A 25,353-nucleotide genomic window follows, 5' to 3' on the forward strand; every position below is an offset into this window, starting at 1 on the left:
ATGGTGTTGTTCCACGCAGCAGGATCTGCAACAGAAACAAAAACCGCGTCCAGAGAGCCGGCTGGGGCTTTCTGAGTGTTGCCGTCCCGATCAGCACGATCGACAGCAGCCACAAAAACACCGCCCAGTGACACAAAAAAGACACAAACACGCCGCTATACCCAGTATCGCTGTCGAGGGATCTACCGAGACACGACCGAGGTATCGCGTTACTCGAAGCGGACGCCGAGGTCGTGCATGCGGTCGTTGTTCATCGCGACGTTGACTAAAAGCGGCGTCAGCGCCTCCACCTCGGGGGCGTTCGCGAGGCCGCCGGCGTCGAGCGGGCGGAGTCCCTCGATGCCGTCGGCGAGCAGGCGGACGATGTCCTTGGCGTCCTCGTCGTCGCCGACCAGGAGGGTGTCGATGCCCAGCTCCGCGTCGAGGTTCGAGAGGCGGTCGGCGGAGAGGTTGTGGAACGCGCCGACCACGGCGATTCCCTCGGGCGCCGCCTCGGCCGCGATGCGGGTGACGCTGCCCGCGCCGGGCTTGTGGTAGTGGAACCCCTCGTCGTCGCGCTTCATCCCGACCGCGGGCGAGATCAAGACCGTGTCGTCGTCGAGGCCGTCCGCGACCGCCTCGACCGTGTCGCCGACGTGGTACGGCGGCACGGCGAGCACGACGGCGTCCGCGCGGTCGGCGGCCATCGCGTTGTCGAAGCCGAGCACCTTCGCGTCGACGCCGCGGCTGTCGAGTTCGGTCTCGTACTCCTCGGCCTTCGTGCGGGCCTTCTCGGGGTCTCGTGAGCCGATCAGCACCTCGTGGTCCGTGTCGTGGGCCCACCGGAGCGCGAGGCCGCCCCCCACGTCGCCGGTGCCGCCCAGTAGCGCGATTCGCATACGGACAGTGCGCCCGGCCGCGCCTTAGGGGTTGCGCGACCGGCGGGGTTCGCCTCGGTTCACTGCCGGCCCTCGTCGTCTCCCGCGTCGGCGTCTCCCGCGTCGGCGTCTCCCGCGTCGGCGTCTCCCGCGTCGGCGTCACCCTCCTCGGCCGGCGAGAGCCCCAGCGCGGACCGGAGGCGGTCCTCGCCGCCGCGGTAGACGGTCAGGTACGCCGCGACCGGCGCCAGCACGAAGACGGGACCGACGACGTACGGCTGCAGCGAGGGGTCCCCGGCCGCGACCGCGCTCCCGACCGCGAAGCCGAGGAAGTCGTACGCGAGCATCCAGACGACGAAGCGGCCGGTCGGACTCACGGGGGCGTCACCTCAGGGCGCCTCCAGCAGCTCGGGGAGGTCGTTGACGCTGCCGACGACCGCGTCCGCGCCCGCCTCGGTGTACTTGCGGCGGCCCTCCTCGCCCGTGAGCCCGCCGGTCAGCACGCCGACGCCGTAGTAGACGCGTCCGGGGTCGGCCTCGTCGGCGTTGCGCGCGGTGCGCACGTCGTCGAGCGTGTCGCCCGCGAAGGCGACGCGGTCGGCGTCGAACCGCTCCGCGAGCGTCACCAGCGCCTCGGGGTCCGGCTTGCCGGGCGCGGGGTCGTCCATCGTGAACCGGTGATCGTCGGGGACCTCGAGTCCGACTCGTTCCAGCGCGATGTCGGCCTCCGCGGCCGGTCGGCCGGTCACCACGCCGACATCGTAGCGCTCCCGAAGGCGCTCGATGGTCTCCGGCTCCACGAGGACCGGCTCGTCGTTGATGTAGCCGTCCGCCTCGATCGGCGGCTCGCCCCCCTCGAGCTCCCCGTAAAGGTCGCTCCCGAGGTACAGCGCCTGGAACACCTCTCGAAGCCGGTCGGGCTCCCACTGGTCGCGGACGCGGGCCTGGGGGACGCTCGGGAGGGCGGCGACGACCGACTTCGCGGCCTCGAGTCCGCCGCCCTCCTCGGCGATCCGGTCGGTGAACTCCGCGACGCTCATCCGGAGCCCCTCGCGGCTCGCGAGCACGTACAGCGCCGCGGCGTCCGTCAGCTCCCAGTCGTTGTTGAACCCGCCGGCGTCCTTGAACGCCTGCACGTCCGCGCGGTCGATGGTCCGTCCGTAGACGTGTCGCACCGACTCGACGATGGCTCGCCGGTAGGAGTCGGCCACGTCGACGAGCACCCCGTCGATGTCCAGCACGACAGCGTCGACCTGCATACCTTCCGAGGCGGCGCGTGGGAGAAAAAACGTTCCGGGTCGCCGGGCCGTCTCCCGACGGAGGAGCGATCAGTCCGAACCGATCCGACCGCGGACGACGTACAGCGTGTCGCTTCCGACCGCGTGCCGGCGGCGGACCGGAACGACCGGCTCCTCGAAGCCGAGCGTCGTGAACGCACAGACCGCGTCCAGCCGCTCCGCGAGCCGCAGGGTCGGTCGCTGGAGCTCTGCGGGGAGGTTGCAGGCGTACACGACGCCGGGCGCACGCGGCAGTGCCAGCGCGGCCATGGGGTCCGCGGCCGCCGCAATCTCGGTCACGTCCGCGCGGCGGAAACGGACGCCCTCGGGCGCCGCCTCGGCCGCGGCGTCGCTCACGTCCATCGCGGTTACGTCTCGACCGCGCGCGCGGAGGGCGGCGGCGACCGCGCCGTTCTCGCCGATCCCGACCTCCAGGGACGCCTCGAAGTCGGAGAGGCGGTCCGCGATCCGACCGCGGGCTGTGGGGTTCACGCCGTGCGATTTATGCGCGCTGACTTCAAACGACTTTCCATGCTCGTTGACGTTGTGCCGGTGGGGGAGGTCTCCGCGCGTGTCAAGCGGGAAGCCTCCGGCGCGCTGCGGTCGGTCTACGACTGTGAGGTCACGATCCACGACGAGCAGCCGGTCCCGGCCTCGGCCTACGACGAGGGGCGCGACCAGTACCGCGCCGAGGACCTCATCGAGGTCGTGAGCCGAGCTGGTACCGGCGAGAAGAACATCGGCATCACGCCGCGGGACCTGTTCTACCGCCGGCGCAACTACGTCTTCGGACTGGCGTACCTCAACGGCGGCGGCTCGGTCATCTCGACCCACCGGCTCAAGACCTCCTCGGACGGCGGCATCTCCACGAAGCCGACCGACGAGGTGTTCGCCGACCGCGTCCGCAAGGAGGTCGTCCACGAGATCGGCCACACCGTCGGCCTCGAGCACTGCGACAACTCCAAGTGCGTGATGTCCTTCTCGCCGACCGTCCGCGAGGTCGACGTGAAGGAGGAACACCTCTGCGGCTCCTGCTCGCGGTTGATCCGGTGAGCGCCGCCTCCGGCCACCGAACACGCCGCCGTACCGACCGTACCCGCGTTCCACTACACCTATCTCCGTCCCCGCCGTAGCGTTCTCCATGAACAGTGACCCGGCGGATCCGGAACTCCTGAACGACGCGCTCGACCTGCTCAACGTGGCGCTGGGCACTCCCTTTGCGGTCGCCAGTCGGATCGAGGACGGCCGGTTCACCGTCGTCGCGCTCAACGACCGGATCGACACCGCGATGAGCGTCGGCGACGAGTTCGCCACCGCCGAGACCTTCTGCCGGACCATCTCCGCCAGCGGCGGCCCGGTGAGCATCCCGCACGCGTCGAGCGACGAGCGCGTCGCCGGCATCTACGCCAACGCCGAACTGGGGCTGGAGGCGTACCTCGGCCTTCCCATCACGGTCGGCGGCGAGCAGTACGGTACCATCGCTGTCTGCGACTCCGAGCCCCGCGCGTTCGACGAAGATGACCGGCGCCGCGCCGAGGCGGCCGCGCGGCTCGTCGAGATCGGGGTGACCGAGGCGGCCTGATTCGGGCCGGGTTTCCGTCTGCAGCCGGTTTTTTGTCGGCGGCCGCTTTTCTGTCAGCGGCCGGCTTTTTTGTCGGCGGTCGCTTTTCTGTCAGCGGCCGGCTTTTTTGTCGGCGGTCGCTTTTCTGTCGGCGATCGGATGTCCGACCGCCGCGTCTCAAAAAGGAAACCGGGGTCCAGCCGGCGGCTTATTCCGCGATGTCGATGGCCGGGCGGCCGGGGTCGGCCTTGTTCGCGACCGCGTCGTCCGCCTCCGCGGCGGTCAGCACGCGGACGGGCGCGTCGAACTCCCGCTCGATCAGCCACGCGGCCGCCTCCAGCGCGGCGTGTTCCGCCTCGGGCGGTAAGGTCTCGGCAAGCGCCTCGCGCTCGGCCTGCAGGTCCTGTCCGTAGGCGGCGGCGGCGTCGCCCTGCTCGCGGATGTGGGACTCCTGCATCAGCTCCGAGATCAGGTTGTCCGCGTCGCTCTCGATGGCGATCGCCAGCGCGTCGTACTTCCACTCGGGCGCGACGACCACGTCGACGCGCTCGGGGTCCTCGATCCCCGCCACGTCGACGATCTGGCGCACGTCCTCGCGGGTGTTCTCCACGAGCTGCCGGCGCATCTCCGCGGCCTCGCGGTCGACCGAGGCGGTCGGCCACTCGGCGTCGAGGACGAACTCGGCGTCGCTGACCGAACCGCCGGTCGCGCCCCCGACCGCGTCCACTTCGGCGAGCTCCGCGTACAGCTCCTCGGCGAGGTGAGGCGCGACCGGGGCCAGCAGTCGCACCGCGACCGAGAGCCCGCGCGCGAACGTCTCGGCGTGGGGGTCGGCGTGCTCGCGGTACTGCCGCAGCGTCTTCACGAGGTCCTGCGCCTCGCGCAGCGCGACGTTGAACGTCAGGTCGTCGTACTCGTCGGTGGCGACCGCGACCGCGGCGTCGACCTCGTCGCGGACGTAGCCCGCGACCGCGTCGTCGTCGCCCGTCGCCTCGATCGCACCGTCGTCGGCCGCGAACGCCTCGACGGTCTCCGAGAAGCGCGTCAGGAACCGGTAGGTGGACCTGACGCCCTCCTCGGACCAGTCGAAATCGCGCTCGGGCTGGGCCGCCTGCATCATGAACAGGCGCGCGGTGTCGGCGCCGTACTCCTCGACGATGCGCTGAGGGGAGACGACGTTGCCCTTCGACTTGGACATCTTCGAGCCCTCCAGCTGGACCATCCCCTGTGCCAGCAGGTTGGTGAACGGCTCGCGGTGCTCGAGTCCCTCCTCGTCGGCCAGCACCTTGGTGAAGAAGCGCGAGTAGAGCAGGTGCATCACCGCGTGCTCGATGCCGCCGACGTACTGGTCGACCGGCATCCAGTCGTTGGCGCGCTCTAAGTCGAACGGCGCGTCCGTCAGCTCGGGGGAGACGTAGCGCAGGAAGTACCACGAGGAGTCGACGAACGTGTCCATCGTGTCCGTCTCGCGGACGGCGTCCGCGCCGCAGTCGGGACAGGTGGTGTGCTTCCACTCCTCGGCGGCGTCCAGCGGGTTGCCCGTCGTGTTGACGAACTCGGGCAGCTCGACCGGCAGGTCCTCCTCGGGCACCAGCACGGGGCCACAGTCGTCACAGCGGACGACCGGGATGGGGGTGCCCCAGTAGCGCTGGCGGGAGATACCCCAGTCGCGCAGGCGGTACTGAGTCGTGTGCTCGGCGCCTTCGGTGTCCGCGGTGATCCGCTCGCGGGCCTCGGCGCTCGAGAGGCCGTCGTACTCGCCGGAGTTGACGAGGACGCCGTCCTCGGTGTAGGCGGACTCGGAGACGTCCGGGGCCTCGGGAGCGGCGTCGTCCGCGTCGTCGTCCGGAGCCGGCGCGATCACCGGCTCGATGGGGACACCCATCTTCTCGGCGAAGACGTGGTCCCGGTCGTCGTGGCCCGGCACGCCCATCAGCGCGCCCGTGCCCACGTCCGAGAGGACGAAGTCGGCGACGAACACCGGCAGCTCCGCGCCCGTCACGGGGTTGGTCGCGGTCAGGTCGGTGGCGACGCCGTTCGGCTCGTCGCCGTCGGGGTCGGCCTCGTGGTGGACGAACTCGTGGACGGCTTCGTCCTCGTCGGCCAGCGCCTCGCTGATCGGGTGGTCCGGCGCGAGCGCGAAGAAGGTCGCCCCGTGGACGGTGTCCGCGCGCGTCGTGAACGCCTCGACGATGCCGTGGCCGTCGATCTCGAACTCCAGCGTCGTCCCCTCCTGCCGGCCGATCCAGTTGCGCTGCATCTGCCGGACGGAGTCGGGCCACCCCTCCAGGTCGTCGATGTCCGAGAGCAGTTCGTCGGCGTACTCGGTAATCGACAGGAACCACTGCTCCAGTTCGCGCTGCTCGACGGGCGTGTCACACCGCCAGCAGAGCTCGTCGTCGCCCTCGACCTGCTCGTCGGCGAGGACGGTCTCGCAGGAGGGACACCAGTTCACCTCGTCGTCGCGGCGCTCGACGAGTCCCTCCTCGTGGAACCGGCGGAACAGCCACTGGTTCCAGCGGTAGTACTCCGGCGTGCAGGTGGTGACCTCGCGGTCCCAGTCGTAGCCGAAGCCCATCGCCTTCATCTGGCCCCGCATCGTGTCGATGCAGTCGAAGGTCCAGTCGCGGGGGTTGGTGTCGCGCTCCTTGGCGGCGTTCTCGGCGGGGAGGCCGAACGCGTCCCACCCCATCGGGTGGAGCACGTCGTCGCCGCGCATTCGGCGGAACCGGGCGTACGCGTCCGTGATCGTGTAGTTGCGGACGTGGCCCATGTGGAGCTTGCCCGACGGGTACGGGTACATTCCCAGCACGTACGTCGGGTCCTCGACGTCGTCCGGCGTCCGGTACGCCTCAGCGTCGTCCCACGCCTCCTGCCAGCGTCGTTCGACCGCCGCGTGGTCGTAGCCCTCTTCGGTCATCTCTTGGATAGGCGTGGTAGGGTCGGCGCCCTATACCTTTCCATCCGACAGCCGCGGTCGCTCGCGGCCGTGCGCGAAAAGCGAGGCCGCAGTCGCTCGGGCCCGCGTGAGAAAAGTGAAGCCGCAGTCCCGGTCAGAACCGGTCGCGTCCGGTCAACCGAGGACGTACCGGAGCTTCGGGTACTTCTCGACCAGCGGTTCGCCATCGACCTCGTACCGCTCGATGTAGGCGTCGAGGCCGTAGGTGCGCCCCGCCGCCATTGCGGCGACCGCGAGGAACACCGCGACGTAGATCAGCTCCGAGGTGGCGAAGCCCATCAGCACTTCGTAGGCCCCGCTCATCTCCCAGTTGCCGAAGTAGAACGCCGTGGCCTGGATCGCCCCGAAGAACGCGGCCAGACGCAGCAGCGTCCCGGTGATCAGCCCGAGGCCGATCATGACCTGCCCGACGGGAACGGCGACGTCGACGACCGCGATCACCGTCGGGCTCGCAGCCATCGCCCCGTAGAGCCCGCTCAGGGGGCTCGCCGGGTCGACGTTGGCGAGGTAGCCCTGCGCGGTGAACCCGCCGAGGAGCTTGCCGAGCCCCGCGCTCAGGAACACCCACCCGATCAGCAGCCGCAGGCCGACCCCGAACCACTCGACTCTCGGACCGACGTCTTCGAGCACCGGACGTGCCGCGCCGCGCTCGAACTGTGTGGACATAGGTGGCACCTCCTTACAGGTGTATCTCGGGCCGGCGACCCCTTATAAACAGAACCGCGGTCCCACGGAACAGGAACGGCGATAGCGCCTCAAGTGTTCGGAACGAGTAGCGAAAAGTACGGAAGTCGACCGCGTTCCGTCCGCGGTGGCGCCGGGGGACGGTCCCCCCGGCGTCGTCGGCGGGCGCCTACGCGTACGTCTCCTCGAGGTACTCGACGATGTCGTCGGATTCGGCCATTCCCTCGACGCCGTGCGCCTCGTCGACGAGCACCGGGACGCCGGTCTGGCCGCTGACCTCCTTCACCTCGGTGCGCTCGCCGTGCGAGCGCGGGACCATCACCGAGTCGTACCCCAGTCCGAGCTCCGCGAGCTTGTCCTTCACCTTCGCGCAGTACGGGCAGCCCTCCAGTTCGTAGAGCGTGATGTCCGTCATCGCCGGAACGTAGGGTGGTGCCGACAAAGAAGGCGTTGGTGCCGTGCGTCGCGCACGCGAACGCGCGGTGGAACAAGAGACGGCGCGGGCCGTCAGCACGGAGCGGCGCCGCGTTCAGAACACGAAGCCGCCGGTCTGGAGGACGTAGTAGCCAACCAGCACGACCGCGAGCGCCCACTGGCCAAGCCGCACGTCATCGGCCTCGCCGATGGCCGCCTTCACGAGCGGGAAGGCGACGATGCCGGCCGCGAGCCCGTCGGCGATGGAGTAGGTGAACGGCATGATCGTGATCGTCAGCGCGCCGGAGACCGTCCAGGCCGGGTGCGACCAGTCGATGTCCGTGACGCCCTGGAACATCATGATCCCCACGACGACCACGGCGATGTAGGAGGCGTAGGCGGGGATCGCGGCCACGACCGGTACGGCGACCAGCGAGACGATAAACAGCGCGGCGACGACGAGCGCGGTGAGCCCGGTGCGGCCGCCCTCCTCGACGCCGGTCGAGGACTCGATGTAGGTCGTCACCGTCGAGGTGCCGAGCATGGCGCCGACGGTGGTCCCTATCGCGTCGGCCATCAGCGGCTTCTCGGCCTCGGGGAGGTCGCCGTCCTCGTCGAGGAAGTCGCCGAACTGTCCGACGCCGATGAGCGTGCCGGCGGTGTCGAAGAAGTCGACGAAGAAGAACGTGAACACGACGAACGTGAAGGTCAGCGGGTCGATGTCGGCCAGCCCCTCCAGGAACGCGCCCGCGAGCGGCGTAATGTCGTACTGCGCCGCAGGGAGCGTCTCGGGCGTGATCGTCCCGCGGTCGAAGAGCCCGCCGAGCGTGAGCGCCCAGCCGGTCACCGCGGTCGCGAGCACGCCGAGGATGATCGACCCGCGGACGCCGCGAGCCCACAGAAGTAGCGTGAGCGCGATGCCCACGACGCCGAGGATCGACCACGGGTCGGAGGCGATCGGACCGAGCTGGACCAGCGTCTCGGGCTCGTCGACGACCACGCGCATCTCCTGGAGCCCGATGAACAGGAGGAAGACGCCGATACCGGCCCCGACCGCGTACTTCACCGGCTCGGGGAACAGCTCGATGATGTACTTGCGCGCGCCGACCGCCGTCAGGATCATGAAGATGACGCCCTCGACGAACACCGCGGCGAGCGCGGTCTGCCACGGGATCCCCAGAATCCCGACGACCGTCACCGCGAAGAAGACGTTCAGCCCCATGCCGGGCGCGAGCGCGAACGGCCGGTTGGCGTAGACGGCCATCACAAGCGTCGCGACCGCCGAGGCGAGGATCGTCGCGATCGCGATCATCTGGACCACCTCGATGAACGCGTAGTCCTCGATCTCGATGGCGCCCGCGAGGATGAACGGGTTCACGACGATGATGTACGACATCGCGAGGAACGTGGTGAACCCCGCGAGAACCTCCGTCCGGACGTCGGAGCCCTGCTCGTCGACGTCGAAGTACGCGTTCAGGGAGTCTGTCAGCCCCATGTGGATGTCTGTGCATACACCAGATGACCCACATAAGCGTTGCTGTCGAGAATGGGCAGATATACACAAACGTGGTGTCTGTGGGGCGAAACTTGTGTTTCAGGCGTCAGAAAACGGCGCGAACGTGCCTACCGAGCTACTCGAACGACGCCAGCGCGCCGACGGGCGCGTCGACGATCTCCCGCGCGCGGTCCATCCCCTCGTCGCCGACCGCGATCAGCGTGAAGACGCCGGTCACGTCCGCGTCGGCCTGCACGGCGATGTCCAAGAGGAGCTCCTGGGTCTCTCCCGACCGGATCAGGTCGTCGACGACCAGCACCGTGTCGCCCGCGGAGACGGCGCGGGCGGGCAGGTAGTAGGTGAGTTCGATGCCGGAGGCGAGTCGCTGGCGCGACTCGATGAACTCCTCGACGGCGGTCTCCTTCGACTTTTTGGCGTACGCCAGCCGCGCGTCGAAGAAGGAGGCCATCGCGGCCCCGAGCGTGATCCCGTCGGTCGCGGCGGTGAGCACCACGTCCGGGCTCTCGAAGTCGAACGACTCCGCCGCGACCGGCGCGACCAGGTCGAGGAACGACTGGTCGAAGACGACCGCGGAGTTGTCGACGTACCCCTCGTCGTCGAACTCCACGCGGGCGTCCAGCTCCTCGGCGAGCGCGTCGCGGCCGACGCCCTCGACCACTTCGCGGGCGCGCTCTGCGCCCGGCAGGACGTGCCCGTTGACGTACCTGTTGAGGTCGCCGGCGGGGAGGCCGGTCACCTCGGCGAGTTCGTCGTACGTGCGGGTCTCCTTCAGCATCCGGAGGACGGCGACCGCCTGCAGCTGCAGGGCGGCCTTCTCTGCGCGGTTCATGCCCCGGATTACGTGGTTGCACAAGTATGAACACGTCGATGCACGTTGCGGCGACAGCTGCGCACGTCCGTGTGATAAGTTCCCACTGCCGACAGACCGAAAGGAGTCGCAGTCGGCCGATTTCGGTCGACGGGACCGGTCGACCGGTCGAGTCAGCGCTCCCGCACGACGACGAACTCCGCGAGGTCGCGCAGGTAGCCCATCGCGGCCGTCTCGTCGAGCTCGGTCGCCGAAAGCGCCGAAAGCGCCTCGTCGGACTGCTCGCGGGCGCGAGCGTTCGCCTCCTCCGGCGAGAGGCCGGTGACCTGCACGACGGAGGGGCGGTCCATCTGCTCGTCCTGTCCGGTGGGCTTGCCGAGCGCCTCGGCGTCGGCGGTCGCGTCGAGCACGTCGTCGCGGATCTGGAAGGCGACGCCGACCCGCTCGGCGTAGTCGCCGAACGACTCAACCACGAACGGGTCCGCGCCGCCCGCGACCGCGCCCAGTTCCGCGGCCGCGCGGAACAGCGCGCCCGTCTTTCGGCGCGCGAGCGTCATGTACTCCGGCTCGCTTGCGGGGCGGTTCACCAGCTCGGTCGCCTCGCCCTCGCCGAGTTCGACGAGCGCCTCCGCGACGATACGCATCGCGCGCTCGTCCGCCGAGAACAGCGCGAACGCCTCCCCGAGCAGGCCGTCGGAGGCGACGATGGCGGGGCCGTAACCGTACTCCGCCCACGCCGAGGGGGTCCCGCGGCGCACGTCCGAGCGGTCGATGATGTCGTCGACCACGAGCGAGGCGTTGTGGACGAGTTCGACGCCGACTGCGAACTCCACCGCCTCGTCGGGATCGCCCCCGACCGCTTCGCAGGCCAGCACCGTCACCGCCGGCCGCACCCGCTTTCCCCCCGCAAGCACCACGTGGGAGAGCCGCTCCGAGAGCGCGTCCGGCTCGACCTCCTCGATGAGGGTCTCCAGCCGCTCGTCGACGAGCGCGACCCGGCGCTCCAGATACTCCATTGCGTATAAAAACGGGACCCCGGCGCAAAGGTGTGACGGAAACGCGCGGATCGCGGTGGTCCGCCGGCGTCCATCGCGGGGGCGTTCGGTCCGGGCGGTGCTGTGCACACGGCAGGATCGTCGACCGAAACGGACCCGTCGGGGACCACGCCCGGAACCGCTCCCGGCGTGCCCCCGACCCCGAACGTCGCGACCCGCCCCGAGACCTAAACGTTCGGCGCGTCCATCTCGGCGTCGTCCAGCGAGCGGTTGTGCAGCGCCTCGCCGGAGTCGCGGTCGAACAGGTGGATCGCCTTCGCCGGAATGCCGACGCGGGCGTCGGTTCCGTCAGCGATCTGTCGGAGGCCGTCGACCGTCGCGGTGAGGTCGGGACCGTTCGGAAGCGTCAGGTGGACGACGTTCTCGTTGCCCATCGGCTCGACCACGTCGACGGTCGCGTCGAAGACGTGCTCGCTCGCCACGTCGGCGGGGTCGCCGTCGGCGCTCACGCGCACGTCCTCGGGACGGACGCCGAGCGTGACCGCGGACGCGCCGGCGACCGCGTCGGCCGCGTCGCCCGCGAGCGGGTAGACGAGCCCCTCGCCCGCAGTGAGCGCCCCGTCCTCGACGGTCGTCTCCACGAAGTTCATCGACGGCTCGCCGATGAAGCCCGCGACGAAGCGGTTGGCCGGGCGGTGGTACGCCTCCAGCGGCGTCGCCACCTGCTGGAGCTCGCCGGCGTCGAGGATCGCGATGCGGTCGCCCATCGTCATCGCCTCCGTCTGGTCGTGCGTGACGTAGACGGTGGTCGTGTCGAGGTCGTTCTGGAGCTGCTGGAGCTCCGTCCGCATCTGCGAGCGGAGCTTCGCGTCGAGGTTCGACAGCGGCTCGTCCATCAGGAACGCCGCGGGCTCGCGGACGATGGCGCGCCCGAGCGCGACGCGCTGGCGCTGCCCGCCCGACAGCGCGCCGGGCTTGCGGTCGAGGAGCTCGGTGATGTCGAGCATCGCGGCCGTCTCCTCGACGCGCTCGTCGATGGCCTCGTCGTCGAGGTCCGTCGACTCCTCGAGCCCAAAGCGCATGTTGCCGCGGACGGTCATGTGCGGGTAGAGCGCGTAACTTTGGAACACCATCGCGATGTCCCGCTCCGCGGGCCCGCGCTCGTTGATACGCGTTCCGTCGAGGCGGACCTCCCCGTCCGTGACCGTCTCAAGCCCCGCGACCATGCGCAGGGTGGTGGACTTGCCACAGCCGGAGGGGCCGACGAGGACGAGGAACTCCCCGTCCGCGATGTCGACGTTCACGTCGTCGACGGCGACCACCGCATCGGGGCCGTCGCCGAACCGTTTCGTCACCGAGTCGAGTTCGAGTCGTGCCATTAGCTTTCACCTGCCACGCCTTTCGCGAACTGTTCGCCGAACAGGACGTACACGACGAGCGTGGGCAACGCCGCGACGAACGCCCCTGCCATCTGGAGGTTGTACTGGTTGACGAACGATCCCTGCAGCTGGTTGAGCGCGACGGTGACGACCTGGTTCGAGGGGTCGGTGACCAGCACGATGGCGAACAGCAGGTCGTTCCACACCTGCGTGAACTGGTAGATCAGCGTCACCGCGAAGATGGGCACCGACAGCGGGAGGACGATCCGCCGGTAGATCGTCGCCGCGGAGGCGCCGTCGAGGCGCGCGGCCTCGATCATCTCCTCGTCGAGCGTCGCGTAGTACGACCGGAACAGCACCGTACAGATCGGGATCCCGTAGGCGGCGTGGGTCAGACTCAGCGTGATGAGCCCCTCGTAGCTCCCCACGAACCCGAGCGGGATCAGCGACGGGAGATCGACCGCCGACCAGAACTGCCGGAGCGGCACCAGCACGGACTGGTACGGCAGGAAGACGCCCGCGACGAACAGCACCAGCACGCCGGTCTGGCCGCGCCAGTCGAGGTTCGTCAGCCCGTAGGCCGACAGCGACCCGAGCAGCGCCGACAGCACCGTCGCGGGGATCGCCATCAGCAGGCTGTTGATCAGCCCCTGCGAGAGCCGGTCGAACGCCACCTGCCACGCGGCGAGCGTGAACTCGCCGAGCGGCGGGGGCGCGTACGGCGTCGTCGCCCGGAAGCCCGCCTCCGTCTTGATCGAGGTGGCGAGCCCGGACTCCAGCGGCGCGAGGTAGAACGCGACCATCGCGAAGAGCACCGCGTACAGCGCCGCCCGCGAGCGGTCGACCGCCGCGAGCGTCCCGCGCAGGTCGTCGACGCGGCTCATAGCTCACCCCGCCGGTACTGCGCGTAGAGGTACGGCCCGATCACCGACAGCGCCATCGCGAACAGCACCGTGGCGACGGCGGCGCCGTACGACCACTGCAGCCTGTCGAAGGCGACGCGGTACATCATCACCGAGAGGATGTCCGCGGACTGGCCGGGGTTGACCCCGAACAGCACGAACAGGAAGTCGAACGCCTTCAGCGCGAACACCATCAGCACGACCGCGGCCGACATCGTCGACGCGCCCAACTGCGGGATGATGACCCGCAGGTAGACGCGGAGCGTCGAGGCGCCGTCGATGCGCGCGGCCTCGTACTGGTCGCGCGGGATGGCTCGCAGCCCCGCGAGGTAGACCACCATGCAGTAGCCGGAGAACTGCCACATCAGCGCGAAGATGATGGCGAACAGCTTCACGTCGGGGTTCGAGAGCCACGCCGTCGTGAGCACGTCGAGGCCGACGCCCCGAAGCGCCGTGTTGATCAACCCGATCCGCGGGTTGTACATCCACGCCCAGAAGATGGCCGTCACGACGAACGAGAGGCTCATCGGGAGCAGGTATATCGTCCGGAACGTGTTCTCGAACCGGATCCCGCGGTCGATCAGGATCGCGAGCAACAGCCCCACCGCCAGCGACAGCACGGTGAACACGAGCAGCAGGATCAGCGTGTTCCAGAACGCGCTCGTAAAGGAGGGATCGACGAGCAGCTGCTCGTAGGCGGCGAGCGAGAAGTCGGTGTACTCGGGCTGACCGAGCCCGTCCCAACCGATCAGCGAGATGACGAGGTTCCACGCCACCGCGCCGTAGACGAAGATCCCCACGAGCACCGCGGGCGGCCCCCAGAAGGGGATCGACTCCACGAACTCGCTGCGCCGAAGACGCGTCAGGATCGACGCGTCAGTCCCGGCCGAGGCGGACGCGGTCGCTCCGCCGTCGGTCCGGAGCCGTTGCTCCCCGCCGGGCCGAGACCGTTGCTCCCCGTCGCTCTCGGCGTCGTCCGGGTCGCGTTCGCTTCGACCGAAAAGTCCTCCGAGCATCGAGGCTCAGAAGGAGTTCGCGATGGCCTGGTAGGCCTCGTCGACGTCGCCGTTCCCGTTGAAGTTGGCGAACGCCTCCTCCAGCGAGGAGTGGACGCTCGGCGCGACGGAGGTCCCGTGCGCGATCGACGGCGGCTGCGTGTTGGAGTTGTTGAAGTCCTCGATCTGCCGGGAGAGGAACGGCCCGAAGTCGTCGGTCGGCACGTCGGTGCGCGGCGGGATCGACCCCTTCACGGGGTTGAACCGGGCCTGCGCATCGACGCTGCCGGCGTACGAGAGGAACTTCTCCGTCGCCTCCGGCGACGGGTTGTTGGTCGGGAAGACGAACGAGTCGATGACCGACTGGTAGACGCTCGTCGTGCCGGGGAACGCGACCATGTCCCAGCCCTCACCGAACTCGAAACCGTCGGCGGCGCGGTACTGGCCGGCCGCCCAGTCGCCCTGGTGGATGAAGGCGGCGTCGCCCTCGATCAGCGCGCTGTTGCCCTGGTCCCACGAGATGGAGCCGGCGTCCTCGGGGAAGAACTCCGAGTAGGTGTTGAGCAGTTCGAGCGCGTTGCGGACCTCGGTCTCCAGCGAGCTCACGTCGCCGTCGATGAACGTCCGGTAGGCGTCGACGCCCTGCATCCCGATGAAGATCGACTCCCACAGCTGGAGCGAGGACCACGGGCTCTGCGTCTGGTGAGCAAGCGGCGTCGCGTCCGTCTCGTCGGCGACCGTCTGGAGCGCGTCCGCGAGCTGCTGCGGGTCGTTGATGTCCGTCGGGTCGACGTTCGCCGACTCGACGACCTCGACGTTGTAGAAGAGGTTGTTGAGCCGGTGGATGTTGATCGGCACCGCGACGAGGTTCCCCGCGGGACGCGCGAGGTCGACGATGTCGCCGAGGTACGCCTCCTCCATCTCGTCGGTCCAGACGGAGTCGCCGATGTCCTCGAGCAGGTCCTCGTCGGTGTACGGCGTCAGCGCCTGGCCGGGCCAGATCTGGAACGTGCTCGGCGGGTCGCCGTCGAGCACGCGGTTCTGGATCACCGCGTCGATGGCCGACCCCGCCCCGCCCGGCGCGGGGTTGTCGACGATCTCGACGTCCGGATACTCCTCGCGGAAGCCGTCGAGCAGGGCCTGATACGCGTCCTGCTCGCCGCCCGCGGTCCACCAGTGGACGATCTCGAGGTCGCCCTCCTCGGCGTCGCCCCCCGAGCCGTCCTCGGTGTCGCCGCCGGAGCCGCCGCCGGAGTCGCCCTCGGTCTCGGTCGCGCCGATGTCGCCCTCGGGGTCGTCCGAGCAGCCGGCCAGTCCGACTGCGACCGCAGCGCCCGCACCCGCCACGTAGTGGCGGCGGGTGAGGCGGTTCGCGTCGTCGTCACGTTCGTGATCGTTCATGGATGTCCGTGCGAGTAATTCGACCGGACATACTTAATGATTGTATGTTCACTCCAATTCGAGTCAATCATTTTCCGTACCGCGATGCGCCGAACGAGCCGATCCCGACCGACCGATTCTTGAGCGCGCGTCCCCGACGGGCGGGTAATGGACGGACCGCTGTGGACAGAGGCGCACGCGCCCGACCTCGGGGAGATCAGGCAGGACGAGGCCCGCGAGCGACTGGAGCGCGCGGTCGACGAGCCGATGAACCTCGTCGTGCAGGGGCCGCCCGGCGTCGGAAAGACCGCGGCCACGCGCGCGCTGGCCCGGGAGACGCACGCCGACCCGGACAACGACCTGATCGAGATCAACGTGGCGGACTTCTTCTCGCGGACGAAGAAGGAGCTCCGACAGGACCCCCGCTTCGAGAGCTTCCTCGCCGGCCGCTCCCGGATGGCCAAACGCGACATGATCAACCGCGTGCTGAAGGAGTCGGCCGCGTACGCGCCGATGTCCGGCGAGTACAAGACGCTCGTGCTGGACAACGCGGAGGCGATCCGCGAGGACTTCCAGCAGGCGCTCCGCCGCGTGATGGAGAAGCACCACCGCACCACGCAGTTCGTGATCACCACCAGACAGCCCTCCAAGCTCATCCCGCCGATCCGGTCGCGCTGCTTCCCGGTGCAGGTGCGCGCGCCGACCACCGACGAGACGATGGACGTGCTCGCGACAATCTGCGACCGTGAGGGCGTGGCCTACGACGAGGACGGGCTGGAGTTCGTCGCCAGCGCCGCGGGCGGGGACCTCCGGCGCGCGATCCTCTCGGCGCAGGCGACCGCGGTCGCGGCCGACGAGGTCACGATGTCGGCGGCCTACGAGACGCTCGGCGACGTGGGCGACGACGAGACGATCCGCGAGGCGCTCGCGGCCGCTCAGTCCGGCGACCTGAAGGACGCCCGCTCCACGCTCGACGACCTGCTCGACGAGGGCGGATACGGCGGGCCGGGGCTACTGCGGGAGCTCCTCCGGGTCGCCCGCGCCGGCTCCGCGTACGACGGCGCCCAGCTCGCGCGGCTCCACAAGCTCGCCGGCGAGGCGGACATGGACCTCTCGGAGGGGCTCGACGACCGGCTCCACCTCACCCACCTGCTCGCGTCGTGGGCGGCCGGTCGCGAGACGCTCGCCGCCGACTTCCGCGACCCCGTGGAGGCATAGACGATGTCCGATCCCACGGATCCCGACGACGCCGCCACCGGCCCACCGCTCGCCCGCCTCCTGCCGTTCCCCGTCGTCGACGACGCGTGGCGGCTCGCGCGGCCGCCGCTTCTGACCGGCGCGGCGCTCCTCGCCCTCGTTCCGCCCGCCGGTCTGGCGCTGATCCTGCTGGGGCTCGGCGTGTGCTGGTTCCACCGCGACCCCGCGCGGGCGGTCCCGGACGCGGGCATCGTCAGCCCCGCCGACGGCACCGTCTCGGTGGTCCGCGAGGAGGGCGACCGCCTCCGCGTCGGCGTGTTCATGAACGTCACCGACGTGCACGTCAACCGGGCGCCGATGGCCGGCGAGGTGCGCGAGGTGCGCCACCGCCCCGGCGCGTACAGGCCCGCCTTCTCGAAGGACTCCGACCGCAACGAGCAGGTCGTGATCGACTGCGGCGACTACGAGCTGTTCCTGATCGCCGGCTGGTTCGCCCGCCGGATCCACCCGTCGGCCGCGGCCGGCGACCGCGTCGGACGCGGCGACCGCGTCGGCCACGTCTCGTTCGGCTCGCGCGCGGACGTGCTGTTCCCGCCGGAGGTGGACCGCGAGGACCTCCGGGTCGCGGTCGGCGACTCGGTCCGGGCCGGCGAGACGATCCTCGCCGAGCGCCCGGACTGACTGACGGGAATAGCCCGACCGGATCGGACCACTGGGCGCGGAGCCGGGCGAGTGTCCGCTCCCGAAAAGCGGGGCCGGCTACGCCCGATCAGGCGTCCTCGCCGGCGTCGTCGGTCCCTTCGCCGCCGCTTTCGTCGTCGCCGGCGCCGCCGCTCTGTTCGTCGCCGGGACTGTCGGTCCCTTCGCCGTCGGCCTCGTCGCTTGCTTCGTCGCCCGCGCCGTCGGCCTCGTCGCTCCCCTCCCCTTCGTCGTCCGCGTCCGTCTCCTCGTCTTCCTCGTCGTCTGCACCTTCTTCCTCCTCTTCGTCTTCCGCTTCGTCTTCCTCGTCGTCTGCCTCTTCCTCCTCCTCTTCGTCTTCCGCATCCTCGTCGTCCTCGTCCGCCTCGCCCTCGATGAACTGGCTCACGGCGTCGAGCACCTCGTCCTGCGAGGCGGCCTCGTCGAAGGCGTCCGGGAACGGCGAGCTTCCGGCGAGCAGGTTGAAGATCGCCGCGTGGCGGGCCTCGACGCTGTGGATCGACAGCGCCACCCCGAGCAGGTCCGGGCTCTCCACGAACGGGGCCGCGCCCGCGTACGCGGCGACGCCGGTGTTCTCCAGTACCTGGCCGAGCGCGAGGAAGTCGCCCACGCTCTCCACGCCGAAGTCGTACTCAGCGGCCGGTGTGGGGTCGGCCCCCAGCAGCGCGACCGCCTGCGTCAGCACGTCGACGTGGGTCGACTCGTGGGCGCCGACCACCTCGACGTACTCGTAGATCTCCTCGCGGGCCTCCTCGGAGTAGTCCGCGAGCTCGTCCGCCTCCATGAAGTCGTCCTCGTCGAGCTGGTCGAGGGCCTCCTCGTAGAAGGCCGCCTCCAGGTGCTCCAGCGCGAGCGCGTAGTTCAGCACGTCGACGTCCGTCCCGCGCACGTCATCGAACATCGGGCCGTCCGCTTCCTCCTCCGGTTCTTCGTCGTCCTGTGCGACGCCGGCGCCGCTCCCCATCGCCAGCAGGGCACCGCCCGCGACCGCGGACCGGCCGAGGAAGCTCCGCCGCGAACTCGACGCCGCGTCGAGCTGAGACCGGACGGACTCCGCGATCCGTTCGGCCCGTCCGTCGGTGCTGTCGTCGATATTCGGTTCAGCGTTGTCTGTGGTGTCGTCTGGTCGAGTCATGGTTTATGCGGACGCATCGTCCGACGTAGGAGGTGTGGCCCCCCCGCCGATTTGTTATTCAGGCGTGACTCGAACCGGCAGCGAGAGAAGCCGGGCTTACTCAGCACCGTGGGATCGTTGGCTCGCGCTACGGATCATCCCACCGACGTTTTCTCGGCTTACCGGCGCGCCGCGACCGCAGTCCACGCCCATCCAGTGGGACGATCCGAGAAGTAGCAGTGGCAAAGCGATCGGTATGCCGAGCGGATCCGGCGGTATGTCGAGCTGATCGACCGATATGCCGGGCGAACCGGCCGGTATGTCGAGCTGATCGACCGATATGCCGGGCGAACCGGCCGGTATGTCGGGCAGATCAGCCGCCACGTCGGGCGGGTCGGTCGACATCCGCTCCGGTCGGGCGTCCTCACGTGTCCAACCGCGTCCAACCGCATTCCTTATTCACAGGCGCTCGCAAGGAGCGGGCGAGATGGACACGGACCCCCTCCACGCGCGCTATCCGTTCTTCGAGGCGGCCCGCGGGGCCGTCGCGGAGGCGGAGGTCGCGCTGCCGGAACTCGTCGCGGCGGGCGCGCCGGCGGTCGAGCGCGGCCGCGAGCGCGTGGAGCGGGCGCTGATGGAGGGCACCGTCGAAAGCGAGACGCCCGAGGAGTACGACGCCCGCGCGGAGCTGCTCTCCTACCCGGTCGCGCGCATCCTCGTCTCCCTTTTGGACTCCGCGGCCGCGGTCGAGAAGTACGCGGTCGCGGAGGCCGCCACCGCCGCGGAGCGGTTCGCGGCGGACGCCCAGCGCGGCGACGACGGCCTCCGGTCCACGGCGACCGTGGCGGTCGATCGCGATCGGATCCTCGCGGAGTTCGACCTCGCGGACCGCGTCCGCGCCGAGCCGGTCTCCGGGAACCGCGAGCCGGAGTGGTTCCGCGTCGGCGTCGGCGCGTACCTCTCGCTCTCCTCGCCCGACTGGGGGGAGTCGTGGCGACTCGTCAACCGCGAGCTCGCGGCGGGGGAGGTGCGCGTCGAGCGCGAGGAGCTCTACCGGCTGCTCCGCGCGGCGGTCCGCGAGCGCGTGCTGGAGGGGCTCCCCTTCGAGCTGGAGTCGGCGGGGCAGCTCGCGACGGAGCTGGAGTCGCAGGTCGCGGACCTCAAGCGCCTGCTCTCGGAGCGGCCGCACGTTGGCCCCATCGACGTGGTCGTCCCGGAGCTGTTCCCGCCCTGTATGACCAACCTGATCGACAAGGCCGAACGCGGGGTCGAGCTGTCGCCGCCGGAGAGTTTCGCGCTGATGGCGTTCCTGACCGGCATCGGGCTGGACGTCGACGAGGTCGTCGCGTTCTGTGCGGACACGAGCCTCGACGCCGAGGAGGTGCGCTACCAGACCGAGTACCTCCGGGACGACAGGGGGACCCAGTACCCGCCGCCGACCTGCGAGACGCTGTCGGCGTACGGCATCTGCCACAACGAAGAGGAGCACTGGCGCGTCGCGGCCGACCCCCTCGCGTACTACGAGACGAAGCTGGAGGCGGCCGACGACGTGACGGGCTGGCGCGAGCGGACGGCCGCCGAGCCCTCCGAGGGGTAGCGCCGGCCTCGGACCGCCGCTCGCGCGGGGTTTGCGACGCAGCGGGAGCGTGGAACGCAGCGCGGGCGAGGCGTCGAACCGCACGATATTTCCCCGCGCTTCGCGCATAGCCGCACGAATGGACGAGCCGGTCCTGCTGACGGGCGCGGGCGGTCGCGTCGGGCAGGCGATCCTCGACGGCATCGGCGACGCCTACGAGTGGCGCCTGCTCGACCGCGAGCCGCTGCCGGCCGAAAAGGTCCCCGCGGGCGTCGACGACGGGGACGTGTACGTCGCGGACATCACCGACGAAGAGGCGGTCCGCGAGGCGGTCGCGGGCGCCGGCGCGGTGATCCACCTCGCGGGCGACCCCCGGAAGAACGCGCCCTGGGACAGCGTGCTCCGCAACAACATCGACGGCACGCAGGTCGTCATGTCCGCCGCGGTCGACGCCGGCGTCGAGACGTTCGCGTTCGCCTCCTCGAACCACGCGGTCGGTCACTACGAGACCGAGCGGAAGCCCGACCTCTACCGCGAGGACGACGACTTCCGGCTCGACGGGACGGAGCTCCCCCGGCCCGGAAACCTCTACGGCGTCTCGAAGGCGACCGGCGAGTTCCTCGGCCGGTACTACCACGACGAGGCGGACCTCTCGGTGGTCTGTGTCCGCATCGGCAACCTCACGAAGGGGCACCCGCCGCGCGAGTACGAGCGCGGGCAGGCGATGTGGCTCTCCCACCGCGACTGCGCGCACCTGTTCGACCGGTGTCTGCAGGCCGACTACGGCTTCGAGATCGTCTACGGCATCTCCGACAACGAGCGCAAGTACTACTCGATCGAGCGCGCGCGGGAGGTTCTCGGCTACGAGCCGCGGGACAACTCCGCCGAGTGGACGTTCGAGGGCGAGCCGAAGGGCGGGAGCGGGGAGTCGCCGAAGTAGCGATGCGCCGCTCGCGGTCGACGTTTTGTTGGGTCTGTTCAATTTACTCTTCAGACAAAATTCTCGCCTGAAGCAGCCGTCGATCGGAGCTGCTTATACAATTTCAATGGATCATTCCCAAGATGGAACTTGTCGATTCCGGGGCGGTTTTCTTTCCATAAAAGTACAGAGGAAGGCCAAAAACGGCGCCCGTGGTAAACATCAACGAGAGCATACTCAAATTGAAAAAGAACCCGAACCCTTGAGTACCGATTCGGAGGACTGCAACGACAAACGGGATCACTATAACGGCGAAGATAGCGAGTCGTTCAGTTTGATTTGTGGTTCGACTCAAAGGGGCTATGAATGCAGCAGCAAGTGGGATGAGGACAAATTCTTGAAAGAAAACGAAGGTTAATTCTGTTGGTGCCAGCTCAGGCCGTGCAGCAGATACCGAAACAAGCCGATGTAGCGCCGGAAGTAATACACCGATGATCGAGACACCAACAGCATACCGGAATGAAACAAACTCACGCACTTCGTAGGATATCGCGGTCAATATATAGATTACACCGACGTATGCCAGTATAATCTCGTCAAACATCAAAACAGAAGTCGCCTGTGAAACCAACAGAGCGAACGCTCCGATTGTTAAAATAATCACCGTATTTTCTGAAAATTTCATACACCATTGTTAGACGGATCCGGTAAATGCTTTCTCTGTATTGGCCGCCTGGGTTACAGTATGCCTCATAGTGAGAACTATTAACAGGGTCGTTCCTGACCCCTCGACGCGCAGGCGAACCGCTGAAATACCCGACCCGCCTACCTCCCGCCAGTGTCACAGCAGTTGGCCGACGTCGAGACGCTGTTCCTCCACGAGGCGCGGAGCGACTACACCGTGGTCGCGATGAAGGACGGCACCCGGCTGCTCCGCGGGCGGCTCGTGCTCAAGGAGACGAGCGCCGGCCCCCGGCCGGGGAAGTTCATGGCCGTCCGCGGGGACGACGAGGAGCCGCGCCGCCCGGAGGAGTTCGTGGACCTCGCGCGCGCGGCCGAGCGGATCCGCATCTCCCAGCAGACCTCGAAGTCGGGCCGCGAGGAGCTGCAGGCGGCGCTCGACGGCTACCAGCTCGACGCGCTCGTCGTGCGGACCTGCCGGCAGTGCGCCGCGAGCGGCCGCTACTCCCCGATCACCGAGGAGACGGCGATCAAGCACAACGACGAGCACATCTGTCCCGACTGCGCCAAGCGGGAGCTCGACCGCGAGCTCTCCTTCACGGGGAACTTCACGGGCGCCGCGGAGGACCGGCTGGAGGACCTGCTGCTCGAGACGCAGGACCTCGACCGCATCGCGACCCTCGTCTCCGGCGGCCTCGACCCTGACCTCACCAAGTACGACGAGGTCTCCGCGACCGTCGAGGACGTCTCGCCCGTCCGGACCGACGAGCTGGACCTCCACGACGACCTCGCGCGGCTGACGCAGGACCGCTTCGAGGAGCTCCTGCCGGTCCAGAGCCTCTCGGTCAGGAACGGGCTGCTGGACGGCGACGACCAGTTGGTCGTGAGCGCGACCGCGACCGGCAAGACGCTCGTCGGCGAGCTCGCGGGGCTCGATCGCGCGCTGAAAGGGGAGGGGAAGCTGCTCTTCTTAGTCCCGCTGGTCGCGCTCGCGAACCAGAAACACGAGGACTTCGAGGACCGCTACGGCGACCTCGTCGACGTGTCGATCCGGGTCGGCTCCTCGCGCATCGACGACGACGGCAACCGGTTCGACCCGAACGCGGACGTGATCGTCGGCACCTACGAGGGGATCGACCACGCGCTCCGGACCGGCAAGGACCTCGGCGACGTGGGAACCGTCGTCATCGACGAGGTCCACACGCTCAAGGAGGGCGAACGTGGCCACCGCCTCGACGGGCTCATCTCCCGGCTGAAGTACTACAGCGAGCGCCGGGAGGAACAGGTCCCCTCCTTCGGCGGCACGCAGTTCGTCTACCTCTCGGCGACCGTGGGCAACCCCGAGTGGCTCGCCCGGAAGCTGCGGGCCACCCTCATCGAGTTCGAGGAGCGCCCGGTCCCCATCGAGCGCCACGTCACGTTCGCGGACGGCCGCGAGAAGGCCCGCATCGCGAACAAACTCGCGAAGCGGGAGTTCGACACGAAATCCTCGAAGGGGTACCGCGGGCAGACGATCATCTTCACCAACTCCCGGCGGCGGTGTCACGAGATCTCGCGGAAGCTGGAGTACTCCTCGGCCCCCTACCACGCCGGCCTCGACTACGGCCGCCGGAAGCAGGTCGAGCGCCAGTTCCTGAACCAGGACCTGTCGGCCGTCGTCACGACCGCGGCGCTGGCCGCCGGGGTCGACTTCCCCGCCTCGCAGGTCGTCTTCGACTCGCTGGCGATGGGGATCGAGTGGCTCTCGGTCCAGGAGTTCTCGCAGATGCTCGGGCGCGCGGGGCGGCCGGACTACCACGACCGCGGCCGCGTCTACCTCCTCGTGGAACCGGACTGCACCTACCACAACTCCATGGAGCGCACGGAGGACGAGGTGGCGTTCACGCTGCTGAAAGGCGAGATGGAGGACGTGGCGACCGCCTACGACGAGACCGCCGCGGTCGAGGAGACGCTCGCGAACATCACCGTCGCGGGCAAGCGCGCCAAGCGGCTCAACGACCGCATGATCGGCGACGTGCCGACCAAACACGCGATCGGCAAGCTGCTCGAGTGGGAGTTCATCGACGGCTTCGAGCCGACGCCGCTCGGCCGCGTGATCACCAGGCACTTCCTCGCGCCCGACGAGGCGTTCCGGATCCTCGACGGGATCCGGAAGGGGATGGCGCCGTACGACCTCGTCGCCGAGTTGGAGCTCCGCGAGGACGAGCGGTAGGGGGCGGTTCACACGGGCGACGCCGAGCGAAACGCTTTAGCGCGCGATAGCGATATAGAGAAACGCGGGACCGTGGGTTAGCCTGGTATACTTCGGGCCTTGGGTGCCCGTGACCCCGGTTCGAATCCGGGCGGTCCCATTTTCGCGGCGCGAGCACTTCGCGAGCGCCGCCTGTGTGGCGCGGATTCGCATCCTGTCCTTGCGGTGCGGACGCGACCGCGTCGGCCGCCAAGCACTTATCCGACGCTCACGAGCCGTTCGTATGAACGGACGCACGGCAGCGATCGCGGTCGTCCTGTCGGTCGTAGTGCTCGGCGGTCTCGCCGCGGGCTTCCTCGTGCTCGGCGGGGGCCCGGGCGGCGACGGCGGCGGGCTCACTGGCGACGGAGCTGGGGGCGGAGGCGGGAGCGGTGGCGACGATGCGGGTGCGGCGACCGCGACGCCCGCGATGGAGGACACGAACGCCTCCTTCCAGTTCACTATTGACGAGATCGAGGAGTGCGGAAACACCTGCCGTGACGTGACTGCGACGATCGTCAACGACGGCGGCGAGACGGCCGAAGGGATCGTCGTCCACACGACGATGTACGCGGACGACGACGTGGTCTGGGAGGGCACCGAGGAGATCGGTGAGCTCCCCGCGAACGAGAGCTACACCTCCACGCGCGAGGTCGACGTCGGCTATGGCGGCGGCGCGAAGATCCAGGAGAACGACGGCTACGTCACGATCGAGACGGTGATCGAGTTCGACGACGGGCAGGAAGTGTTCACTGAGCGCCGGCAGGTCGCCTGACTCGGGCCGGGACTCGCGCCGCAACGCGCGGCACGGGCCCGTCGCGGACGACCGCGGGCGCGGTCCGAGTCACCCGACCGCCGTGCTTCGAAATCCTTTTGTCTTCCATCGGCGTTGGTCGGAATGCGAGCCGCCTTAGCTCAGATTGGGAGAGCACTCGACTGAAGATCGAGCTGTCCCCCGTTCAAATCGGGGAGGCGGCATCATACTCACGGTTCAAATGCCTGCGATGCCGCGCGGGCGACTTTTCAGGGTTCTCGGAACCGATTTGCCGACCGAGAGCTGCAACTGTCGTCGCATTTCGAGCCACACAGATGGTACTGTACAGATGATCTCGAATGGCTGTGTTGAATCGCCATACAGCAGCGAGTTAGGCCGCTAAATCAAAGGAGTTGAAGCGAGAGAATGCGGTTGTCTATGACGCAAATCTCCCGC

Annotated in this window: 25 protein-coding genes and 2 tRNA genes; 10 read left to right on the forward strand and 17 right to left on the reverse strand. The window is 68.8% G+C overall.

What is annotated here, in order from left to right; all coding sequences use genetic code 11:
• Window positions 1-209 precede the first annotated feature (209 nt).
• The 4 genes from npdG to AN233_RS13510 form a co-directional block, all read right to left on the reverse strand.
• Window positions 210-878, reverse strand: a complete 669-nt coding sequence (npdG, locus tag AN233_RS13495) for an NADPH-dependent F420 reductase (protein ID WP_058367293.1) — start codon at window positions 876-878, stop codon at window positions 210-212.
• Window positions 879-937: 59 nt separating this feature from the next.
• Window positions 938-1,234 (reverse strand): DUF7534 family protein, encoded by a 297-nt coding sequence (locus AN233_RS17435; protein WP_058367294.1) that lies wholly within the window; start codon window positions 1,232-1,234, stop codon window positions 938-940.
• A gap of 12 nt (window positions 1,235-1,246) precedes the next feature.
• Complete coding sequence (locus tag AN233_RS13505) at window positions 1,247-2,116, reverse strand: TIGR01548 family HAD-type hydrolase (RefSeq protein WP_058367295.1); 870 nt, start codon at window positions 2,114-2,116, stop codon at window positions 1,247-1,249.
• Between the two features lie 69 nt (window positions 2,117-2,185).
• On the reverse strand, window positions 2,186-2,626 hold the full coding sequence (locus tag AN233_RS13510) for a UPF0146 family protein (protein ID WP_058367296.1): 441 nt from the start codon (window positions 2,624-2,626) through the stop codon (window positions 2,186-2,188).
• 39 nt (window positions 2,627-2,665) lie between these two features.
• Between AN233_RS13510 and AN233_RS13515 the strand changes: the two genes are divergently transcribed.
• Both AN233_RS13515 and AN233_RS13520 read left to right on the forward strand, forming a co-directional pair.
• Window positions 2,666-3,187, forward strand: a complete 522-nt coding sequence (locus tag AN233_RS13515) for an archaemetzincin family Zn-dependent metalloprotease (protein ID WP_058367297.1) — start codon at window positions 2,666-2,668, stop codon at window positions 3,185-3,187.
• Window positions 3,188-3,275: 88 nt separating this feature from the next.
• Complete coding sequence (locus AN233_RS13520) at window positions 3,276-3,716, forward strand: GAF domain-containing protein (RefSeq protein ID WP_058367298.1); 441 nt, start codon at window positions 3,276-3,278, stop codon at window positions 3,714-3,716.
• Window positions 3,717-3,903: 187 nt separating this feature from the next.
• On the opposite strand, the gene leuS is transcribed toward AN233_RS13520, so the two are convergent.
• From leuS to AN233_RS13570, 10 genes are all read right to left on the reverse strand, one after another.
• The gene (leuS, locus tag AN233_RS13525; protein WP_058367299.1) at window positions 3,904-6,615 is read right to left on the reverse strand and encodes a leucine--tRNA ligase; all 2,712 of its coding nucleotides are present in this window, start codon (window positions 6,613-6,615) and stop codon (window positions 3,904-3,906) included.
• Window positions 6,616-6,768: 153 nt separating this feature from the next.
• The gene (locus AN233_RS13530; protein ID WP_080508473.1) at window positions 6,769-7,320 is read right to left on the reverse strand and encodes a DoxX family protein; all 552 of its coding nucleotides are present in this window, start codon (window positions 7,318-7,320) and stop codon (window positions 6,769-6,771) included.
• Between the two features lie 187 nt (window positions 7,321-7,507).
• Window positions 7,508-7,753, reverse strand: coding sequence for a glutathione S-transferase N-terminal domain-containing protein (locus tag AN233_RS13535; RefSeq protein ID WP_058367300.1), 246 nt, complete (start codon window positions 7,751-7,753; stop codon window positions 7,508-7,510).
• Window positions 7,754-7,867: 114 nt separating this feature from the next.
• Window positions 7,868-9,247: an NCS2 family permease gene (locus AN233_RS13540; RefSeq protein WP_058367301.1), complete on the reverse strand. Its 1,380-nt coding sequence runs from the start codon at window positions 9,245-9,247 to the stop codon at window positions 7,868-7,870.
• A gap of 136 nt (window positions 9,248-9,383) precedes the next feature.
• Window positions 9,384-10,097, reverse strand: a complete 714-nt coding sequence (locus AN233_RS13545; protein ID WP_058367302.1) for a phosphoribosyltransferase family protein — start codon at window positions 10,095-10,097, stop codon at window positions 9,384-9,386.
• 152 nt (window positions 10,098-10,249) lie between these two features.
• The gene (locus AN233_RS13550; RefSeq protein WP_058367303.1) at window positions 10,250-11,092 is read right to left on the reverse strand and encodes a polyprenyl synthetase family protein; all 843 of its coding nucleotides are present in this window, start codon (window positions 11,090-11,092) and stop codon (window positions 10,250-10,252) included.
• 206 nt (window positions 11,093-11,298) lie between these two features.
• Window positions 11,299-12,450 carry an ABC transporter ATP-binding protein gene (locus AN233_RS13555; RefSeq protein ID WP_058367304.1) on the reverse strand — a complete coding sequence of 384 codons (1,152 nt, stop codon included), beginning with the start codon at window positions 12,448-12,450 and terminating at the stop codon, window positions 11,299-11,301.
• Complete coding sequence (locus AN233_RS13560) at window positions 12,450-13,334, reverse strand: carbohydrate ABC transporter permease (RefSeq protein WP_058367305.1); 885 nt, start codon at window positions 13,332-13,334, stop codon at window positions 12,450-12,452. Before AN233_RS13560 ends, AN233_RS13555 begins: the two co-directional genes overlap by 1 nt.
• Window positions 13,331-14,368 (reverse strand): carbohydrate ABC transporter permease, encoded by a 1,038-nt coding sequence (locus AN233_RS13565; protein WP_058367306.1) that lies wholly within the window; start codon window positions 14,366-14,368, stop codon window positions 13,331-13,333. Before AN233_RS13565 ends, AN233_RS13560 begins: the two co-directional genes overlap by 4 nt.
• A 6-nt stretch (window positions 14,369-14,374) precedes the next feature.
• Entirely contained in the window at window positions 14,375-15,748 is a 1,374-nt protein-coding gene (locus tag AN233_RS13570; RefSeq protein WP_058367307.1) for an ABC transporter substrate-binding protein, read from the reverse strand.
• Window positions 15,749-15,895: 147 nt separating this feature from the next.
• Between AN233_RS13570 and AN233_RS13575 the strand changes: the two genes are divergently transcribed.
• Both AN233_RS13575 and AN233_RS13580 read left to right on the forward strand, forming a co-directional pair.
• Window positions 15,896-16,945, forward strand: coding sequence for an AAA family ATPase (locus tag AN233_RS13575; RefSeq protein WP_058367308.1), 1,050 nt, complete (start codon window positions 15,896-15,898; stop codon window positions 16,943-16,945).
• A gap of 3 nt (window positions 16,946-16,948) precedes the next feature.
• Window positions 16,949-17,605 carry a protein sorting system archaetidylserine decarboxylase gene (locus tag AN233_RS13580; protein ID WP_058367309.1) on the forward strand — a complete coding sequence of 219 codons (657 nt, stop codon included), beginning with the start codon at window positions 16,949-16,951 and terminating at the stop codon, window positions 17,603-17,605.
• A gap of 88 nt (window positions 17,606-17,693) precedes the next feature.
• On the opposite strand, the gene AN233_RS13585 is transcribed toward AN233_RS13580, so the two are convergent.
• Together AN233_RS13585 and AN233_RS17735 are read right to left on the reverse strand one after the other, a co-directional pair.
• The gene (locus tag AN233_RS13585; RefSeq protein ID WP_080508474.1) at window positions 17,694-18,758 is read right to left on the reverse strand and encodes a ferritin-like domain-containing protein; all 1,065 of its coding nucleotides are present in this window, start codon (window positions 18,756-18,758) and stop codon (window positions 17,694-17,696) included.
• Between the two features lie 96 nt (window positions 18,759-18,854).
• Window positions 18,855-19,142, reverse strand: coding sequence for a hypothetical protein (locus AN233_RS17735; protein WP_125920032.1), 288 nt, complete (start codon window positions 19,140-19,142; stop codon window positions 18,855-18,857).
• Window positions 19,143-19,224: 82 nt separating this feature from the next.
• Between AN233_RS17735 and AN233_RS13590 the strand changes: the two genes are divergently transcribed.
• Both AN233_RS13590 and azf read left to right on the forward strand, forming a co-directional pair.
• A complete protein-coding gene (locus tag AN233_RS13590; protein ID WP_058367310.1) occupies window positions 19,225-20,334 on the forward strand; it encodes a DNA primase large subunit PriL in 1,110 nt (369 codons plus the stop codon).
• A 118-nt stretch (window positions 20,335-20,452) separates the two neighbouring features.
• Window positions 20,453-21,253, forward strand: coding sequence for an NAD-dependent glucose-6-phosphate dehydrogenase Azf (azf, locus tag AN233_RS13595; RefSeq protein WP_058367311.1), 801 nt, complete (start codon window positions 20,453-20,455; stop codon window positions 21,251-21,253).
• 103 nt (window positions 21,254-21,356) lie between these two features.
• On the opposite strand, the gene AN233_RS16950 is transcribed toward azf, so the two are convergent.
• On the reverse strand, window positions 21,357-21,917 hold the full coding sequence (locus AN233_RS16950) for a hypothetical protein (RefSeq protein ID WP_125920033.1): 561 nt from the start codon (window positions 21,915-21,917) through the stop codon (window positions 21,357-21,359).
• Window positions 21,918-22,070: 153 nt separating this feature from the next.
• Between AN233_RS16950 and AN233_RS13600 the strand changes: the two genes are divergently transcribed.
• The 4 genes from AN233_RS13600 to AN233_RS13615 all read left to right on the forward strand — a co-directional run bounded on the left by AN233_RS13600 (window position 22,071) and on the right by AN233_RS13615 (window position 25,121).
• On the forward strand, window positions 22,071-24,125 hold the full coding sequence (locus AN233_RS13600) for a DEAD/DEAH box helicase (protein ID WP_058367312.1): 2,055 nt from the start codon (window positions 22,071-22,073) through the stop codon (window positions 24,123-24,125).
• Window positions 24,126-24,191: 66 nt separating this feature from the next.
• Window positions 24,192-24,264, forward strand: a tRNA-Pro gene (locus AN233_RS13605).
• Window positions 24,265-24,387: 123 nt separating this feature from the next.
• Entirely contained in the window at window positions 24,388-24,918 is a 531-nt protein-coding gene (locus tag AN233_RS17440; protein ID WP_058367313.1) for a hypothetical protein, read from the forward strand.
• A gap of 129 nt (window positions 24,919-25,047) precedes the next feature.
• Window positions 25,048-25,121: transfer RNA gene (locus AN233_RS13615), tRNA-Phe, on the forward strand.
• Window positions 25,122-25,353: the final 232 nt, after the last annotated feature.

Origin of the sequence: Haloparvum sedimenti (genome assembly GCF_001462205.1) — an archaeon.
Lineage (GTDB): Archaea > Halobacteriota > Halobacteria > Halobacteriales > Haloferacaceae > Haloparvum > Haloparvum sedimenti.

Coding starts and splice junctions, on each gene's coding strand:
- AN233_RS13520 (WP_058367298.1), top strand. CDS start 3,276: ATGAACAGTGACCCGGCGGATCCGGAACTCCTGAACGACGCGCTCGAC.
- AN233_RS17440 (WP_058367313.1), top strand. CDS start 24,388: ATGAACGGACGCACGGCAGCGATCGCGGTCGTCCTGTCGGTCGTAGTG.
- npdG (WP_058367293.1), bottom strand. CDS start 878: ATGCGAATCGCGCTACTGGGCGGCACCGGCGACGTGGGGGGCGGCCTC.
- AN233_RS13585 (WP_080508474.1), bottom strand. CDS start 18,758: ATGACTCGACCAGACGACACCACAGACAACGCTGAACCGAATATCGAC.
- AN233_RS13540 (WP_058367301.1), bottom strand. CDS start 9,247: ATGGGGCTGACAGACTCCCTGAACGCGTACTTCGACGTCGACGAGCAG.
- AN233_RS17735 (WP_125920032.1), bottom strand. CDS start 19,142: ATGTCGACCGACCCGCCCGACGTGGCGGCTGATCTGCCCGACATACCG.
- AN233_RS13580 (WP_058367309.1), top strand. CDS start 16,949: ATGTCCGATCCCACGGATCCCGACGACGCCGCCACCGGCCCACCGCTC.
- AN233_RS13530 (WP_080508473.1), bottom strand. CDS start 7,320: ATGTCCACACAGTTCGAGCGCGGCGCGGCACGTCCGGTGCTCGAAGAC.
- AN233_RS13515 (WP_058367297.1), top strand. CDS start 2,666: ATGCTCGTTGACGTTGTGCCGGTGGGGGAGGTCTCCGCGCGTGTCAAG.
- AN233_RS13555 (WP_058367304.1), bottom strand. CDS start 12,450: ATGGCACGACTCGAACTCGACTCGGTGACGAAACGGTTCGGCGACGGC.
- AN233_RS13545 (WP_058367302.1), bottom strand. CDS start 10,097: ATGAACCGCGCAGAGAAGGCCGCCCTGCAGCTGCAGGCGGTCGCCGTC.
- AN233_RS13560 (WP_058367305.1), bottom strand. CDS start 13,334: ATGAGCCGCGTCGACGACCTGCGCGGGACGCTCGCGGCGGTCGACCGC.
- AN233_RS16950 (WP_125920033.1), bottom strand. CDS start 21,917: ATGAAATTTTCAGAAAATACGGTGATTATTTTAACAATCGGAGCGTTC.
- AN233_RS13505 (WP_058367295.1), bottom strand. CDS start 2,116: ATGCAGGTCGACGCTGTCGTGCTGGACATCGACGGGGTGCTCGTCGAC.
- AN233_RS13570 (WP_058367307.1), bottom strand. CDS start 15,748: ATGAACGATCACGAACGTGACGACGACGCGAACCGCCTCACCCGCCGC.
- AN233_RS13575 (WP_058367308.1), top strand. CDS start 15,896: ATGGACGGACCGCTGTGGACAGAGGCGCACGCGCCCGACCTCGGGGAG.
- AN233_RS13590 (WP_058367310.1), top strand. CDS start 19,225: ATGGACACGGACCCCCTCCACGCGCGCTATCCGTTCTTCGAGGCGGCC.
- AN233_RS13565 (WP_058367306.1), bottom strand. CDS start 14,368: ATGCTCGGAGGACTTTTCGGTCGAAGCGAACGCGACCCGGACGACGCC.
- AN233_RS13535 (WP_058367300.1), bottom strand. CDS start 7,753: ATGACGGACATCACGCTCTACGAACTGGAGGGCTGCCCGTACTGCGCG.
- azf (WP_058367311.1), top strand. CDS start 20,453: ATGGACGAGCCGGTCCTGCTGACGGGCGCGGGCGGTCGCGTCGGGCAG.
- AN233_RS13550 (WP_058367303.1), bottom strand. CDS start 11,092: ATGGAGTATCTGGAGCGCCGGGTCGCGCTCGTCGACGAGCGGCTGGAG.
- leuS (WP_058367299.1), bottom strand. CDS start 6,615: ATGACCGAAGAGGGCTACGACCACGCGGCGGTCGAACGACGCTGGCAG.